10 protein-coding genes are annotated in these 17,488 nt (G+C 68.1%); 6 read left to right on the top strand and 4 right to left on the bottom strand.

The window, feature by feature from the left end; all coding sequences use genetic code 11:
- Positions 1 to 61 precede the first annotated feature (61 nt).
- Entirely contained in the window at positions 62 to 967 is a 906-nt protein-coding gene (locus ZRA01_RS17535) for a DUF808 domain-containing protein (RefSeq protein ID WP_141354615.1), read from the bottom strand.
- 168 nt (positions 968 to 1,135) lie between these two features.
- Between ZRA01_RS17535 and ZRA01_RS17530 the strand changes: the two genes are divergently transcribed.
- From ZRA01_RS17530 to ZRA01_RS17515, 4 genes are all read left to right on the top strand, one after another.
- Positions 1,136 to 2,653 carry a TIGR02677 family protein gene (locus ZRA01_RS17530; RefSeq protein ID WP_141354614.1) on the top strand — a complete coding sequence of 506 codons (1,518 nt, stop codon included), beginning with the start codon at positions 1,136 to 1,138 and terminating at the stop codon, positions 2,651 to 2,653.
- A complete protein-coding gene (locus tag ZRA01_RS17525; protein WP_141354612.1) occupies positions 2,653 to 3,891 on the top strand; it encodes a TIGR02678 family protein in 1,239 nt (412 codons plus the stop codon). The genes ZRA01_RS17530 and ZRA01_RS17525 overlap by 1 nt, the downstream gene beginning before the upstream one ends.
- 95 nt (positions 3,892 to 3,986) lie before the next feature.
- A complete protein-coding gene (locus tag ZRA01_RS17520; protein ID WP_246093728.1) occupies positions 3,987 to 8,141 on the top strand; it encodes a TIGR02680 family protein in 4,155 nt (1,384 codons plus the stop codon).
- A complete protein-coding gene (locus ZRA01_RS17515; RefSeq protein ID WP_141354608.1) occupies positions 8,138 to 9,334 on the top strand; it encodes a TIGR02679 family protein in 1,197 nt (398 codons plus the stop codon). The genes ZRA01_RS17520 and ZRA01_RS17515 overlap by 4 nt, the downstream gene beginning before the upstream one ends.
- A 145-nt stretch (positions 9,335 to 9,479) precedes the next feature.
- Here the strand turns inward: ZRA01_RS17515 and guaA are convergent, their stop codons facing one another.
- The 3 genes from guaA to ZRA01_RS17500 are packed head-to-tail and all read right to left on the bottom strand — an operon-like array spanning position 9,480 to position 15,012.
- Positions 9,480 to 11,042, bottom strand: coding sequence for a glutamine-hydrolyzing GMP synthase (gene guaA / locus ZRA01_RS17510; protein ID WP_141354607.1), 1,563 nt, complete (start codon positions 11,040 to 11,042; stop codon positions 9,480 to 9,482).
- A 35-nt stretch (positions 11,043 to 11,077) separates the two neighbouring features.
- Positions 11,078 to 11,863 carry a Mut7-C RNAse domain-containing protein gene (locus ZRA01_RS17505; protein ID WP_141354606.1) on the bottom strand — a complete coding sequence of 262 codons (786 nt, stop codon included), beginning with the start codon at positions 11,861 to 11,863 and terminating at the stop codon, positions 11,078 to 11,080.
- Positions 11,864 to 11,877: 14 nt separating this feature from the next.
- A complete protein-coding gene (locus tag ZRA01_RS17500) occupies positions 11,878 to 15,012 on the bottom strand; it encodes a DEAD/DEAH box helicase (RefSeq protein ID WP_141354604.1) in 3,135 nt (1,044 codons plus the stop codon).
- Between the two features lie 946 nt (positions 15,013 to 15,958).
- Between ZRA01_RS17500 and ZRA01_RS17495 the strand changes: the two genes are divergently transcribed.
- Complete coding sequence (locus ZRA01_RS17495) at positions 15,959 to 16,672, top strand: HipA family kinase (RefSeq protein WP_141354602.1); 714 nt, start codon at positions 15,959 to 15,961, stop codon at positions 16,670 to 16,672.
- The coding region (locus ZRA01_RS17490; RefSeq protein ID WP_170183015.1) for a DUF3037 domain-containing protein at positions 16,669 to 17,488 on the top strand (820 nt) is incomplete at its 3' end. The genes ZRA01_RS17495 and ZRA01_RS17490, both read left to right, overlap by 4 nt.

The raw sequence follows: 17,488 nt of genomic DNA, 5'->3' as shown, positions 1-17,488 counted from the left end.
GACCCGTCGGCCTCTGTGCTCGGCTGAAAATGCCGCTACATGGCATTCACGGCGAGGCGGCTCAGCGGCGCAGGCGCTGCACGCCGCCCACCAGCGCCACAATGGCGGCGCCGGCCAGCACACCCACCCCCGCTCCGGCGGCGGCATTGATCAGCGGGGCAGCCAGGCTGCCCAGGGTGCTGGCGTAGGCTTCGACGGCATGGCCGAGGGCTGGCCAGCCGTGCAGCAGGATCCCGCCGCCGACCATGAACATCGCGGCGGTGCCAACCACCGACAGGGTCTTCATCAGCCGCGGCGCCAGCTGCAGCAGCCCCATGCCGAGCTTGCGCAGCAGCGTCGAGGCGCTCCGCTGCAGCCGCAGGCCAAGGTCGTCGAGCTTGACGATGCCGGCCACCAGGCCATACACGCCCACGGTCATCAGCAGCGCGATGCCGACCAGCACCGTCACCCGCTGCGTCAGCGTGGCATCCGCCACCGTGCCCAGGGTGATCACCACGATCTCGGCGGACAGAATGAAGTCGGTGCGTATCGCGCCCTTGATCTTGTCCTTCTCGAAGGCGACCAGGTCGACGGCCGGATCGGCCAGGGCTTCTACCGTCCGGGCGTGGTCGCCATCGATGTCGGCGGGAGAATGCAGGTACTTGTGGGCGATCTTCTCGAAGCCTTCGAAACACAGGAAGGCACCGCCAACCATCAGCAGCGGGGTGATCAGCCACGGCGCGAGCCAGCTGATCAGCAGCGCCGCCGGCACCAGGATGGCCTTGTTCACCAGCGAGCCCTTGGCCACCGCCCACACCACCGGCAGCTCCCGGTCGGCCTGCACGCCGGTGACCTGCTGCGCGTTGAGGGCGAGATCGTCCCCCAGCACGCCGGCGGTCTTCTTTGCGGCGACCTTGGTCATGGTGGCGACGTCGTCCAGGATGCTGGCGATGTCGTCGATCAGTGCGATGAGTGTGGTTCCGGCCATGCTGCCTCGGTTTTCAAAAGGAGGCCGTATGATGCCAGAGGTGTGTGAGTCGTGCTCCGGCTTGGGCGCGCGGAAGCCCGCGGGTGCTGCTTCGGCGGCGTGAGCGCCAAGGCTCGACGGTTGCGCTCCTTGTTGCCATCTCGAGCGACGCCCCCCAGAATCCAGGCCATGCGAATTACGGACACATCGGCCGAGCTGTTCCGGCACGTCAGCGCGGACAAGGCCGGCATTTACCGCTGCATCATGGAAAGTTTCGCCGCCGCCAAGCGCCAGTTCAGGCTCCATATGCGACCCGATGAGGTGCTGGCAGAGGCTCGGTGGACCGATGGCGTACCGAAACTCGAGGAGGTCCAGGCCGCGCTCGCCCAGCTCGCCGATTGGGGCAACCTCGAGGCGCAGCCCGACACGGCACGCGTTGCCAGCATCAGCGACTTCTACCGCGCCCGCTTTCTCTACCGGCTTTCGCATGGCGGCGAAGCGGTCGAGACGGCGCTCGCCGCCTTTGCTGCGGCTCTCGGCCGGCGCGCCGAACTACAGACGGTTGCGCTCGAAGATATCGCCAGCCGGCTCAAGACCTTGCTTGCGCTGGCTGAGGCGCCTGCGCCCGATGCGGCGAAGCTGCACGAAACCCTGCGCGACCTGGTGCGCGTGTTCGAAAGCCTCGCCGACAACGCCCAGGCCTTCATGGCCGGCATGGCACGCAGCATCGAACTGCAGAAAGCCGATGCCGCCGCGGTGCTCGCCTACAAGCAGCGGCTGATCGACTACCTCGAACGCTTCATCGGCGACCTCGTCGGGCGCTCCGGTGCGATCGCGCAGCACATTGCCCTGCTGCATCCGCGCATCGAACCGCTGCTGTGGGTGGCCGCGCAACGCGAAGCACGCGACACGGCGCCTGGCGACCGACAAGCGCAGGCCGACGCGCTCGCGCAGCGCCACCAGGCCTGGCGTGAACGCTGGGGTGGCCTGCGAGGTTGGTTCGTCAGCGTCCATCATGAGCCGCCGCAGGCCGAGGTGCTGCGCTCGAAGGCGCGCGCGGCGATTCCACAGCTGCTGGCAGCGGTGGCGGCGCTCAATGAGCGGCGCAGCGGGCGCAGCGATCGCTCCGCCGACTTTCGTGTGCTCGCCGGCTGGTTCGTGACCTGCGGTAGCGATGACGACGCACACCGCCTGGGGCGCGCCGCCTTCGCCCTCAATCCGGCCCGTCACTTCTCGCTCAACCCGAGCGCCGGCAATGAGCTGCCCGCCACCACGCCGTGGGCCGAAGCACCGCCGCTGCAGATCCATCCGCGCTTGCGCGAGTATGGCGAGGCCGCCCCGCGCGGGCCCTTGCCCAAGGTGCGCGAGCGTGACGAGGAGCGCGCACTGCTCGCACGCCAGTTGCGCGAGGAGCATCTGCAGGTCGAAGCCGCGCGCGCGCGTCTGGCTACAGGCCACACGACGCGCCTGTCGGAGCTCGGCCACCTCGATCCGCACGCCTTTGCGCTGTTCCTGTCACTGCTTGGCGAGGCGCTGACAGCGCAATCATCGCCCGATGACGTGATCGAACGTCAGACTGGCGACGGGCTGCTGAGCATTCGCCTCGAGCCATTGGAAGCCCATACGTGGGCCGAAGTCGTCACCGATGCCGGCGTCTTCACTGGCCGCGACCACCGCATCACGATCACCGCCATCCAAGCCCCCTGATGACACCCGACAGCAACGCGATCGGCCAGCAGCAGGCACTCCATCAACGCGAGGAGTTCACCGCCGCCCTGCGCGCACTGCTGATGACGCCGCTCATGACGCCGACGCACGCCGAGTTTGCGGCCGTGCGCCGCCACGCCGACACATTGCGCGAATGGTTTGCCCGCGAGACGGGCTGGCCCCTGCATATCGAGCGTGATACGGCGCGCCTGTACAAGCGCCCAGCCGATGCAAGCGACGCCACCCGCGGGCTGCCCGGCTACGAGCGCCGCCGCTATGCCTTGCTATGTCTGGCCTGCGCAGTGCTGGAACGCGCCGACCCGCAGATCACGCTGCGTGTGCTTGGTGACCGGCTGCTCACCCTCGCGGCAGACCCGGCGCTGGCGGCCCTCGGCTTCAGCTTCACGCTGCAGGCGCAGCACGAGCGCAGAGAGCTGGTCGCGGTGTGCCGCACGCTGCTCGAGCTCGGTGTCCTGCACCGCGTGGCGGGCGATGAGGAGGGGTTCGTACAAGGCGGTAACGAAGGCTCGGACAACCTCCATGACGCACTCTACGATGTGCAGCGGCGGGTTCTCGCCGGGGTGCTCGCCGCATCGCGCGGCCCGTCCACCTGGCCAGCTGACGAAGCCCCGGCCACGCTCGAGGCGCGGCTTGGCGCGCTGGTGGCTGAGCCGGTGCCCGACAGCGACGAAGGCCGGCGCACGGCACTACGTCACCATCTGACGCGCCGCCTGCTCGACGACCCGGTGATCTACCTCGACGGCCTGGATGCCGACCTGCGTGCCTACTTCATGAACCAGCGCGGCACGATGGCTACCCGCCTATGCGACGCCACCGGGCTGGTTGCCGAGCAGCGCGCCGAGGGCCTGGCACTGGCCGACGAGGACGGCGAACTGACCGACGTGGCGATGCCCGCCGAAGGCACCGAGGCGCATGTCACCCTGCTCGTGGCCGGGTTCCTGAGCGCACGCCAGAGCAGCGGCACAAGCACCGACGAGGTCGCCGCATTCATCGCCGGCGCACGCCAGCGCTTCGGAAAATTCTGGCGCAAGTCCGCCCGTGAGGCGGGTTCGGAGCATGAACTGGCAGCCATCGCGCTCGAACGCTTGCGGCGCCTTCAACTGCTCCATCTCGACGGCGCCAGAGTGCGGCCCTTGCCGGCGCTGGCGCGTTTCGCCGTTGGTGAAGCCGAGCTCAGGCCGACGGCACCCGCCCCCACTGCCAGCCTTTTCGATTGAGATGACCACCCCCATACCTGCCGTTTCATGTTCGCACTGCCCCCGCGGGGGTGGAGGCGGGCTTGAGGCGGCCGGGTGCCGGACTCATGAGACCCATGGATACCCTGCTCGACAGCCCGTCTGATTTTTCGACCACCGACGCCCGCCCTGCCCTGCCGCAGCCGACGCCGGGCCGCTGGCAGCCCTTGCGCCTCGGCCTCGTCGAGCTGTTTCACTACGACAGCGAGGAGTTCTGGTTTCGTGATGGCCACCTGCTGCTGCGTGGCAACAACGGCACTGGCAAGTCCAAGGTGCTGTCGCTGACCCTTCCCTTCCTGTTCGATGCCCAGCTCAAGCCCTCGCGCATCGAACCCGATGGCGACGCCGGCAAGAAAATGGCCTGGAACCTGCTGCTCGGCAAGCTCGACCGGCGCATCGGTTATGCCTGGATCGAATTCGGCCGCATTACCGACGATGGCCAGCCCGACTATCTCACCCTCGGCTGCGGGCTCTCGGCGGCGGCGGCGCGGGCGCAGGTCGATGCCTGGTTCTTCGTCCTTGAAAAGCGACGCATCGGCCAAGACCTGTGGCTCACCAGCCCGGCGCGCACCGTGCTCAGCCGAGAGCGGCTGAAAGAGGCATTGCACGAATACGGTCAGGTGTTCGACACCGCCGCCGCCTATCGCCGTGCGGTCGACGAGCGCCTGTTCCAGCTCGGCGCCGTCCGTTATGCGGCCCTGATGGACACGTTGGTCCAATTGCGCCAGCCGCAACTCTCCCGGAAACCCGACGAAGGCAAGCTCTCGGACGCCCTCACCGAGGCGCTGCCGCCGCTGTCGGCCGAACTGCTGACCGACGTCGCCGACGCGCTAAACCAACTTGAGGAATACCGCCGCGAGCTGCAGGACTACGAAGCGCTGGCGAAGGCCGTCGGTCAGTTCAACCACCGTTACCAGCGTTACGCGGCGATCAACGCGCGGCGACAGGCCCGCGGCCTGCGCAGCGCACAGAGCGGCTACGACACCGCCAGCCGTAACCTCAACGAGGCCCGCACTTCAGCGCAGGCCGCGCAATACGCCGAGGCACAGGCAAAGAGCCACCTCGAGGCCGCCGAGGCCGCGTTGCTCGCCGACCGCACGCGGCTCGAGCAGCTACAGTCCGACCCGGCAATGACAGACGCGAATCGCCTGAACCAGGCGGAGCGCGACGCCGACGCGCGGGCCGCCGACCTCGACGGGGCGCTGCGCATGGATGCCGAAGTTGCCACCCGCCTCAAGCGCGAACAGCGAACGCTCGACGAACGCGACAGGTACCGTACGCAGGCCGAAGAACGCCTCGCCTCGGTGCGCGCAGATATCACCACCGCGGCGCTCGCCAGCGGTATCGGCGAGCGCTGGCAAGCCAATCCGCTGGCGGCACAGCCGACGGCCGAACTGGCGGCCCTTGGTGACCTTGCCCTCGACACCGCCCGCCATGACCTGCGCCAGGCGTTACAGGTACGACGTGAGCAGCTCGCCCAGGTGCGGCGCTGTATCCGCGAGCTGGAGCAGGCCGAGGCGACAAACGCAGGCCGGCAACAAACCCGTGACGAACGACTGGACGCAGCCGAAGCCGCCGCCGCTCGCCGCAGCGCGGCCGATGCCACGGTCGAAGCCGAAGGCCGGCGCGTCGTCGAGGCCTGGCAGCATCACTTCTCGAACCTGCAGGTGCTGCATGTGGACGAAGCGCCCTTGCCCGCCCTGGCCTCCTGGGTCGCCAACCTGCAAGGTGACAACCCGGCCCGTGTGGCCTTGTCCTCCGCCCAGCAGGGCGCCGCCGACAAGCTGGCGCAACAGCGCGCCGGACAGCTCGCGGCGCAGAAAGCCCTGCACGACGAGCAGGCAGATCTGCGCGCCGAGCACGACCGGCTCGCGCAGGGCGAAGACGCCGCTCCTTTGCCGCCCTACACCCGCAGCGCCGAGGCGAGAAGACAGCGTGCCGGCGCGCCTCTGTGGCAGCTCGTTGATTTTCGCGAGCACGTCCACGCCGACCAGCGTGCTGGCCTTGAAGCCGCGCTCGAGGCGGCTGGACTCCTCGACGCCTGGGTCACCCCTGACGGCCGGCTGCAGGCGGCCGACGCCGCCTCGCCCTTGCACGACTCCCAGTGGACAGAACGGCCGCGCCAGCCTGCTTCGCTCGCAGCCTGGCTCACCCCCTCCGCCGACGCTACACCCCCCGGCGTCGATGCCGCGCTGCTGACGCGCCTGCTCGAAGGCATCGCCTGCTCCGCCCACGACGATGGCCAGGCCGAAGGCTGGATTGCCGTCGACGGCCGTTTTCGCCTCGGAGCGCTGGCTGGCGCGTGGGCCAAGCCGCAGGCCAGCTACATCGGCTACGCGGCCCGTGCTGCGGCGCGGGCGCGCCGGCTCGCCGAGATCGATCGCCGGCTGCACGAAATCTCCGTTGAGTCACGCCGGATCGACGAGTTGCTGGTGGCCCTCGCGCAGCAGCAGGCGCTGGCGGTACTCGAATGGCAGGATGCGCCATCCGACGAAAACCTGCGCGCCGCCCACGCCGACGCCGCGGCGAGCGAGCGCGAGTTCCAGGCGGCGCGCAGCCGGCTCGACGAAGCAGAACGACTGCTGCGCGCCGCTAATGAGGCCCTGCAGCGCTGCCACGACGCCCTCGCCACCGACGCGGCCGACCTGCGCCTGCCCACCGATGCCGCGGCTTTGGAAGCCGTCGGCGATGCACTGCAGCACTTCGGCGAGACCATTCACGGGCTTTTCCAGGCGGTGCAGGTACTGTGCCTCGCGGTGACCGAGCTCGCCCTGCAGCACGAGCGGACACGCGAAGCCGAGACCGACGCGCGAGCGAGTGCCGAACAACTCGCAGAGCGCCGCCTGCAAGCCGAGGAAGCCCGGGTGCGCCTCGTCACCTTGCGCGAATCCATCGGTGCCCAGGTCGACCAACTGCAGCAGCGGCTGTGCGAGGCGCGCACAGCCGTCAGCAATGGCGAAGGCCGCGCCAAGTCCATGAACGATGCCCTGCATATGGCCGGCCAGGCTCGCGCCCGCGGCGAGCAGAAGGTGGCCGACGCCAGCGCCACCTTGCAGGAGCGCGCCGATGCCCGCCAGCGCGCCATCGCTCAGCTGCAGGGCTTTGCCGCCACCGGCTTGCTCTCTGCCGCCCTGCCCGAGGCCGAACTGCCTGACCTGCGCGCACCATGGACCATCGATCCGGCGCTCACCCTTGCCCGCCGTACCGAGCAGGCGCTGGAGCGGGTGGCGGACGACGACGAGACTTGGGCACGTGTGCAGAGCCAGATTTCCCACGACTATGGCGAACTCGGGCGTGCCCTCACCGCGCTCGGCCAGCGGGCCCAGGCCGACACCAGCGACTACGGACTGGTCGTCAGCGTCGTCTACCAGAACCGTCCGGAGCGCCCCGACCAACTGACTGCCCGGCTGGATGCCGAGATCGCCCAGCGCCGCGAGCTCTTGACGGCGCGCGAGCGCACGCTGCTCGAAAACCACCTCCAGGCCGAGATCGCTGCCGAGGTGCAGCGGCTCCTGCAGGCCGCCGAGCGGCAGGTCGACGCGATCAACAAAGAGCTCGGCAAGCGCCCGACGTCCACCGGGGTCAAGTTCCGCCTCTTGTGGCAGCCGCTGCCCGAGGGCGGTGACGGCGCGCCGGTGGGTTTGGAGGCCGCGCGCAAGCGTCTGCTCAATACCAGCACCGACCTGTGGTCGCTTGAAGACCGGCGGGTGGTCGGCGAGATGCTGCACCAGCGCATCGCCGCCGAACGCCTGAAGGCCGACGCGGCCGGCGGCAGCCTGCTTGAGCAGCTCGCCCAGGCGCTCGACTACCGGCGTTGGCATCGCTTTCGCGTTCAGCGCTGGCAGGACGGGCAGTGGCGTCCGCTCTCCGGCCCGGCCTCGAGCGGCGAACGCGCGCTCGGCCTGACGGTACCGCTGTTCGCCGCCGTCTCGAGCTTCTACAGCCAGGCCAGCTACGCCTTTGCGCCCCGCCTGGTGCTGCTCGACGAAGCCTTCGCCGGCATCGACGATGCCGCCCGCGCGCACTGCATGGGCCTGATCCGCGAGTTCGACCTCGATTTCGTGATCACCAGCGAGCGTGAATGGGCCTGTTATGCCGAACTGCCCGGCGTAGCGATCTGCCAGCTACAGCGGCGCGAGGGCATCGACGCGGTACATGTGTCGCGCTGGACCTGGGACGGGCGGGGGCGACAGCGTGAAGACGATCCCGATCGGCGTTTTCCTCCGCAATGACAGTCGATGCCCGCCTTCAACGGCTGCTTGGCGGCGAGGCCCTGGCCGGGCTGCGCAAGCGGTTGCGGCAGCGCTATCAGCGTGGCGCGCCGACCGGCGTAATGCGGCTCGGCGAGCTGAGCGAGGCCGAACACGCAGCGCTCGCCGCACTCGCCGGCCGCCCTGCGCGTCATGTGCGATCGATGCAGATCGAGGTGGCAGAGATTGATGCCAGGCTTGCACGGGCGGAGCTTGCCGTCTCCCTGCGGGATGCGCTCGAGCAGATCGATGGGCCTATCGTCGATCTGACGGCCGAACGCCTGCAGGCGCGCTCGGCGTGGCAACAGCTTATCGAAGACTGTGAGCACTCCGGTCTGCGCTCGGCCCTGCAGACGCCTGGCGGGCTCGGGCTGCTGAAGCGGTTGTGTGGCAGCCGGCCCGAGGCTGGCGCCCAGCTCGTCCGCGACGCCGATCGGGTGCTGCGACGGCTGCCCGCCCTGGGCATCCCGCGCGCGCAACTGGCCGTTGCCGCACTCGGCGATGCCCACGCGCTCGACGCCGGCAGCCCGGCGGCCACCCTGGTGCTCACGGCCCTGCGCCAGCTCGCGGCAGCCGAGCCCGATATTGAAAGTACGCGTGAACAGTGGGCCGCGGCCGGTGTGCTGGTCAATGAACTCGCACGGCCGGCGCTGGCGCTCAATCTCCCGGGGCCGACGGGCGCCGAAGCGGGCGAACCCACCTATCTGTCACTGCGCCGCCTGCTGCGTTCGCCACCGGCCTGGGGCGTGATCGGCTGCCCGGTTTTTGTGTGCGAGAACCCGAACCTGCTGGCGATCGCCGCCGATCAGCTGGGGCCTCGCTGCGCGCCGCTAGTGTGTACCGACGGCATGCCAGCCGCGGCCCAGCGCGTCCTGCTCGGGCAATTGCGGGCCGCAGGTGCGGTGCTGCACTACCACGGCGACTTTGACTGGCCGGGCCTGCGCATCGGCAACCTGATGCTTCGTGAGCACGACGCCCGGCCGTGGCGCTTTTCGACCGCCGACTATTACGCTGCTGTTCGAGGTGCCCCGCGCCCCGGGCGGCTCCTCGATGATGCCGCCGTCAGCGCGCTGTGGGACAACGCGCTCGCCGGCGCCATGCTGGCTGAACGGCTGGCGATCGACGAGGAAGGGCTCGCCGAGGTGCTACTCGGCGACCTGAACCAATCAGGCTGATACACCTCGGCTGTACTGTGCCCCGCAAGACACTCGCCAGTACGTCAATGCAGCGACCCCTTGCCGTCTTGGGAGGGTGGCAAGCGGGGCTTCAGCACGCCGCAGGTCGGATCCGGTTCGACCTGCGGATGTGTCTGATGTCAGATCATTCCCACTCGATCGTTGCCGGCGGCTTGCCGCTGATGTCGTACACCACCCGGTTGATGCCACGCACTTCGTTGATGATGCGGTTGCTCACCTTGCCCAGCAGGCTGTGGGGCAGCTCGGCCCAGTGGGCGGTCATGAAGTCTTGCGTCTGCACGGCGCGCAGAGCCACCACGTATTCGTAGGTGCGGCCGTCGCCCATCACGCCGACGCTCTTGACCGGCAGGAACACCGCGAATGCCTGGCTGGTCTTGTCGTACCAGTCGGCGGCGCGCAGTTCGTCGATGAAGATCGCGTCGGCACGGCGCAGCAGGTCGGCGTAGTCTTTTTTGACCTCGCCGAGGATGCGCACGCCGAGGCCCGGGCCCGGGAAGGGGTGGCGATAGACCATCTCGTGGGGCAGGCCCAGCGCGATGCCCAGCTCGCGGACTTCGTCCTTGAACAGCTCGCGCAGCGGCTCGAGCAGCTTGAGGTTGAGGGTTTCGGGCAGGCCGCCGACGTTGTGGTGGCTCTTGATGGCGTGGGCCTTGCCGGTCTTGGCGCCGGCCGACTCGATCACGTCCGGGTAGATGGTGCCCTGGGCCAGCCACTTGGCGCTGGGCAGCTTGGCGGCTTCGGCCTGGAAGACCTCGACGAACTCGCGGCCGATGATCTTGCGCTTGGCCTCGGGATCGGAGACACCCTTTAGGTGGCCCATGAACTGCTCGGTGGCGTCCACGTGGATGACCTTGACGCCCAGGTTGCGGGCGAACATCTGCATCACCATCTCGCCCTCGTTGAGGCGCAAGAGGCCGTTGTCGACGAACACGCAGGTAAGCTGATCGCCGATCGCCCGGTGCAGCAGCGCCGCCACCACCGACGAATCGACGCCGCCGGAAAGGCCGAGGATCACCTCGTCGCTGCCCACCTGGGCGCGCACCTTGGCGATGGCCTCGTTCACGTAGTCGGGCATGTTCCAGTCGTGGTGGCAGCCACAGATGTCGTGCACGAAGCGGGCGATCATCTCGCGGCCCTTGATCGTGTGGGTGACCTCGGGGTGGAACTGCACCGCGTAGAACTTGCGCGTCTCGTCGGCCATGGCGGCGATGGGCGTGGACTCGTTGGAGGCGATGACCTTGAACCCGGCCGGCAGCTCGGTGACCTTGTCACCGTGGCTCATCCACACATCCAGCAAGCCGTGGCCTTCGTCGTTGGTCCGGTCCTGGATGCCGCGGAAGAGTTCGGAATGGCCGCGGGCGCGGATCTCGGCATAGCCGAACTCGCGCTTGCCGGAGCTCTCGACCTTGCCGCCGAGCTGGGCGGCCATGGTCTGCATGCCGTAGCAGATGCCCAGCACCGGCACCCCGATCTCGAAGACGGCCATCGGCGCCTTCCACTCCTCGCCCGCGTAGACCGAGTTCGGCCCGCCGGACAGGATGATGCCTTCGGGCGCGAAGCTGCGGACGAAGTCGTCGGACACGTCGAAGGGGTGGATTTCGCAGTACACCTGCTGCTCGCGCACGCGGCGGGCGATGAGCTGGGTGACCTGGGAGCCGAAATCGAGGATCAGGATTTTCTTGTGCACAGTGGATTCCACAGGGTGAAAACGTTAATTGCGAATTATAGCCCGTGAGTCGGGGCGGCGGCATGCCCGGGCGGCAGGGCGGCCTCCCCTGCCCCGCCCTCGCCATTCAGGAAGCTGCGCATCCGCCGCCAGTGGGAGCCTTCCCAGAAGACCCGCCTGCAGCCGGTGCAGCGCCTGAAATGCTGCTGACGCTCCCGCACCGAGGGCGGCAGCTGCGCGATCACCTCGGCCTTGTCCACCGCCGCCAGCGGCGCATTGCATTCCATGCAGCGGGTGAAGGGGCGAAAGCCCGGCTGCAGCCCCAGCCGCGCCACCAGCTCACCAAACTGGGCGTCGGGCGCGGTGGCGTGGATGTAGCAGGCGTGGCTGATCGCCTTGTGCTGCAAGAGCCCCCGATCGCGGGTGAGCACGATGCGCTCCTCGGCGGCGGCCAGGGCGGCGATCTCCCGGTCGGCGAAGTCGTTGCGAAACAGCGTGTCGAAGCCCGCCATCCGCAGGCGCCGGGCCAGCGCGCCCAGGTGAGCGTCGGCGACGAAGCGCATCGCCTCCGGCGCCGGCCAGCGGCGCAGGCCGTGGGCGGCGTGCAGGTCGGCGGTCGACCAGGAACGCACCTCGATGCGGTCGCCGTCCGCGGCCCGATCGGCAGGGCCGGCCGGCTGCCCGTTCACAAAAATCGCCCCCACCTCGGTGTGCGGCACGCCGCAGGCTTCGATCATATGCTTGAGGCTCGCCCCGGGCGCCGGCGCCAGGCGCCACGCCCCGCCACGCCGGGCGGGCGGCAGGAAGGGGTGCAGGGCTGCGGCGAAGACGAGGGTGATCATCGCGGTGCCCACGCTCAGGCGCCCCGCAGGATGCTGAATTCCCGGAACAGGCGGCCCGGCAGCGGCACCTCCAGCCGCCAGTGGATGCTCATCGGCTTGTTGCCCTCGGCCTGCTCCAGCACGACCGGGCCGCAGGCGCGATAGGGCTGGCCCTTGGCGGTGCGCACGAAGAGCTGGAAGCCCCAGCCGTTGCCGGGGCTGTCGAGGTAGCGCCGGCCGGCCGGGGTCTGCGGGCCGGCGGCGTTCTGGGACTGCCAGTGGAAGCGCTCGGCGCTGATGGCGTAGTCGTGATAGGCGATCTTTGCGTGATACCCCTCGCGCTTGTCGAGGGTCACGAAGAGCAGTTCCTGCTTGCGATCGTGCAGGGCCAGCACGCCGGCCTGGAAGGGCGTGCGCCGCTCGGCGCTGAGCCAGCCGACGGCGGTGAGGATCTCGCGTACTCCATAGGCGGCGTGGAGGCACAGCGGGCAATCCTCCAGGCCCGGAATGGCGCGCTGCCGCAGGCTGCTCTTTGACTGCAGGACTTCGCCAAGCTCGGCCAGTTCGGCGAGGTGTTCGGGCTGTGCCCGCAGGCGCTCAAGAAAGCTTTCACCGCCCCCCTTCTGGTGCGTCTGGCCATCGACCTGATAGGCCAGCATCTGCAGCAGGCGCTGCTCGGACGCGGTTTGCGGCGCGTAGCTGGCCGTGGGCTCGGCGACCTTGAGCAGCAGGTCCGTGCGCGCCGGGTCGTCGACGTGCAGCAGATCGCCGAAGCGGCGGCCGAAGTAGTCTTCCTCGGGGCCCGTTGGCGTGGCGAGCAGGCCGGCGTCGCGCTTCAGGTTGGCCCAGCCCGAGCGGCCCGCGCTGCGGTAGAGGTCGTCGAGCTCGATGGCCTGCTCGCGCAGGAAGGCGGCCAGCCGGACGGTGCTGCGCCCGCGCAGCGCGGCGTAGGCCTGCAGCTCGGTGCGCAGGCGCCGCCAGTTGTGCTGTACCAGCCTTCGAAGGCTGCCCAGCACCTGCTCGCGGGCCTGGCGTTGCAGGTGGATGTGGCAGCCCGGCGGCAGGCTGCCGAAGCCCATGTCCACCGCCTCGACGAGCTGCCCGCGCGGGAGCCCGGTGAGCGTCGACAGCAGGCGGTCGAAGCGGAAGTCCTGCCGGTGGCGGCCGACGAAATCGAGGATCAGGCAGCCCTCCTTGCCCGGCGCCAGGCGCAGGCCGCGGCCGATCTGCTGCTGGAACAGCACCGGGCTCTGGGTGGGGCGGAGCAGCAGCAGGGTGTCGACCATGGGCAAATCGACGCCCTCGTTGTAGAGGTCGCAGGTCACCAGCGCGGCCACCTCGCCGCGGGCCAGCCGTTCCGGCGCTTGCCGCCGCTCGTCGCTGGGCGTGTCGCCCACCACGCACGCGGCCTTGATGCCGGCCCGGTCGAGCTGCGCGGCCATGAAGCGGGCGTGGGCCACCGACACGCAGAACACCAGCGCCCTGCCCCGCGCCGGATCGCCGGCCAGGCGCCGCCATTCGTTCAGCACCAGGCGGGCGCGGATATCGTTACCGGTGACCAGCTTGTCGATGGCGGCCACCTCTCCCGCCTGCGCCCACGGCACGCTCGAAAAGTCGGTGTCGTCGTCGCAGGCGTAGTACTCGAAGGGGCACAGCAGCTGCTGCTCGAGGGCGTGCCACAGGCGCAGCTCGACGGCGGGCGCGCCGTCGGGCCGGTTGTTGAAGTAGCCGAGGATGGGCTTGCCGTCGCTGCGCTCGGGGGTGGCCGTGAGGCCCAGCAGCACCCGCGGGCTGACCTGCGTGACGAACGCATCGAAGCGGTCGGCGGCCAGGCGGTGGCACTCGTCCACCACCACCGCATACCAATGGCCGGCGCCCTGCCGGGCAAGCAGGTTGCGGCTCGCCACGCTGTCGATGGTGGCGAAGAGGTGGTCGAAGCGCTGCGGCTCGGCGCCGCCCGTCAATAGCTCACCGAAGGCGTGGTCGCGCAGCACTTCGCGATAGGTGCGCAGCGCCTGCCTCAGGATCTCCTCCCGGTGGGCAACGAACAGCAGGCGCGGCTGCCCGCCCTGCTGGATGCAAAGGCGCCGGTAGTCGAAGGCCGCCACCACGGTCTTGCCCGTGCCGGTGGCGGCCACCACCAGGTTGCGCCAGCGGCCGTGGTCGCGTTCAAGCTGCAGCTGGTCGAGCATCTCCTGCTGGTAGGCCTTGGGGGCGAGCTCGAAAAACGTCGGGCGGGCCAGGAGGTCGTCGCCCGACTCGCGCCGCAGCGCCTCGCGGAGGGCGCTGCGATGGGCCGGGTCGGCCGGGTCGTAGCGCTGAAACTCGCTGTCTTCCCACAGGGTTTCGAAGTGGGCGCGGGCCCGCTCGAAGAGCTCGGGCTGGCCGCGCTCGGTGAACTTGGTCGTCCACTCCAGCCCGCCCATCAGCGCGGCGCCCGACAGGTTGGCGCTGCCCACGTAGGCGCTGCCGAAGCCGGTGCGGCGCCGGAACAGCCAGGCCTTGGCGTGCAGCCGGGTGCGCCGGCCATCCAGGGAGACGCGGATCTCGCAGCCCGGCAGCCCGGCGAGCGCGTCGAGCGCCCGGGCTTCGGTGGCGCCGGTGTAGGTGGTCGTGAGGATGCGGATGCGGGTTCGAGGCTCTCCGTCGGCACCGACGGCCGTGATGGCCTGCAGGACGTCGAGCAGCTTGCGCACACCGGAATGGGTGATGAAGCTGACCAGGATGTCCACCCCGTCGCAGGCCGCCAGCTCACGGCGCAGCTCGGTGAGCAGCGCGGGCGAGCCCTTGCCGGCGGTGAACAGCCACGGCGCGGCCAGCCCCGTCTCGGGTGGCACCGGCGGGGCGGACTGGCGGTGGATGGCCTGCAGGACACGGGCGGGCGCGGCAACGATGTCGGCGCTCTCCACAGCGCGCCCCAGCCGCTCGCGGAGGCTGACGAGGATGAAATTGACCAGCTCCAGCTGCTGGCGCAGCTTGTCGCCCCCCTCGCCTTCCAGGTCGTCCAGGATCTTCGCCAGCTGGGCCACCAGCACCTCGGCGAGGCGCGCCGGGGCGTCGTCGGCGTTGAGGGCCTGGAGGCTGCGGGCGTTCTCGTCGGTGCCGCGGGCGATGAGCTCGTCGAGGCTGCGGGTGAGGAGCTGGTCGTAAAGGCCGTCGGGCAATGCCATGCCGTGTCTCCGGGGGCGCTGCGCTTGGCAGGGGTGGGATGACGGCCGATTGTATAGGAGCGCCGCTGCTGCCGAGATGCCGGGATGCCCGGGGGGCGGGCTCGGCGCGGCATCCGGCGGCTCCGCGGACTCAGCCGGGCCTGGGCGCGCTGCACCGGCCGGGTGGCGGGGGCGTCGCGCCGGTCTTCGGGCGTGTACCCGCCTGTCCCGCTGCGTGCCCCGGCGGCCCTGGAGGGGGTCCATGCCTATCCCGGAGGGTGTCCAGGCCTGTCTGCGAAGGGGGCCGGAGCACCTCGGAGGCCAAGCCGAGCACCCCGGAAGCCCTCGCGTGGGCTTGTCGCTGCGACGCCAGCCTGTCGGGGGGAGTGGGCAGGCCTATCGGCGAGCTGCTCGCGAGGGTGTCGGCGACAGGGGCCGGGTATGCCGCGGATAGGTGGGGTCTATGGGTGGGGTTGGCGAGGCGCGAAATTTTCGGGCTCGCGAGTGCCTCAGTCGTGCTCGCGAGCCCCCCGCGGCATGGGCGGCCGGGCCGGGGGGCCGGTCGGCTGGGCTTCTGCACAGGGCGGCCGGGCTTGTGGGGAGGTCGGGCGGGTCGCCGGGGCTGTCGCGAGCACTTCAGGGCGTGTCGCGCGCATCGCCCTGGCCGTCGGGGCGGGCAGCTCGGGTGGTTCGGGTGGCCCGGCCGGGGGCGGCCCGAGGTCGTCGCCACGGGCGACGCACCCCCGCGGCCCATGCGACAATTGCGCCCGCACCCCGCCGCCCGGGGTGCTTTCCGTTCAGAGCCAGAATTCCGCAGGGCCCGCCACTTGAAACCGCAAAAGCAGCCGAAACAAGACCTTACGGGTGACGCGATCGCGCAGCACACGCCGATGATGATGCAGTGGTGCATGTATCACTGTTAGTATTAACCACTTTTGTTCGCTGCTCTTAGTGAGGTGCTTGGGTGTTGGAGATTGTCGAGATTACCGGCCTCTCGGAGCAGGGGAAGTCGAAGCCTTATTTGTGCCGGGGTGAGGATGAGCGGCTTTACTATGTCAAAGGACAAAATGCAACCAGCAGTTCGCGTTGCCGTGAATGGATTGTCGGGCACTTAGCCCGAGCGTTTGGCCTACCTGTACCTCCGTTTTGCTTGGTGAATGTTTCTCCGGAGCTTTTGGCTGAAACCCCCGACGAGTGGCAAAACATAGGTGCTGGCGTCGCATTTGCTTCCGCGAAACAAGATGGATACCAATGGTTTGAGCTTGGTTTCGTGGATTCTGTGGAGCGGCAGTTGCGGCGCGATTTGGTGATGTTCGATTGGTGGGTTCGTAACCAGGACCGAGAAGAAAACAACACGAACCTTCTCTGGGAAAGCGTCTCGAAGTCACTGCTCGTTATTGATTTTGATACATCCTTCGATGAGTCCTTCTTTCCAACGTTTTTTCTTAACTACCATGTTTTTTCACGTGACTGGGAGGATGTGTCTGGTGATTGCTTGCTGCGGGCAGACTACCAGCAGAGGTTTTCGACAGCGTTGGCGGTGCTGAACGAAGCCTGCGATAATCTGCCCTTAGGGTGGATGAACGGCAGCACAAGTTCTGACGGTGAGCTCAGTTTGGACGTAGTCCGAACAGTTCTTGGAAGGTGCGAAACGCATGATCAACTATGGAGAGTGGAATGAAAAAAGTCGCGTGCCGCTATTCCATCGTCCGCTTCTTGCCTTACCAGGAGACCGGTGAGTTCGCCAACGTTGGCATCGTGCTCGTTTGCCCGGAGACAGGGTATTTTGACTTTAAGTTGCAGTCTCGCCGGTACGGACGAATCACTGACTTCTTCGCTGAGCTTGATTCGAAGGTGTACCTAGAGTCAATCAAGCTGTTTCGCTCTGAGTTAATTCGGATTAAAGACTACGTCCGTGACCAGCAGTTTGATGCAGAAGGTATGCGCAAGGTCTTTCAGGCGCTGGCACATCCTCGGGAAGCTATCGTGAAGCTGACAGAAGTGCGGCCGCGCCTTTCGGAAGACCCGGAACAGACACTAGACCAGTTGTTCCGTTACTACGTCGAGCGCGAGTTCTCTACTCATGAGTTTCGGGATACGGTCGTTGTGCGCAGAGTGAAGGCTCTGGTTGATAGCTTGAAACTGGAGCGACCATTTAAGGCCGTTACGCTAGGTGATGACTTTGTATCTGCCCACTTCCCCTTGGTTCAATACGCCACCGAAGACAAGATCAGTAAGGTGATAAAGCCGTTTGCGCTTAACCATGATGAGCCGTCGAGGATAATCGTACATGGTGCAACTTGGTTGGATCGGATCAAGCGCCTGCGTAAGAAGGAGATGCTGCCTCAAAATGTACTGTTCGCGGTCGATGGCCCTGCCCCTAGCGCCGAAAAGTGTATGGTCGCTTTTAAGGATATTTGTAGTGAATTGAGCGAAGTCGTTTCGGTTGTCCCCTCCAGCGATACAGAGCGGATTATGGAGTTCGCGGTGGCAGCTT

The organism is Zoogloea ramigera, assembly GCF_006539865.1.
Lineage (GTDB): Bacteria > Pseudomonadota > Gammaproteobacteria > Burkholderiales > Rhodocyclaceae > Zoogloea > Zoogloea ramigera.
The sequence above is the reverse complement of the archived record's forward strand: the minus strand, read 5'-3'. Positions and strand labels throughout refer to the sequence as shown.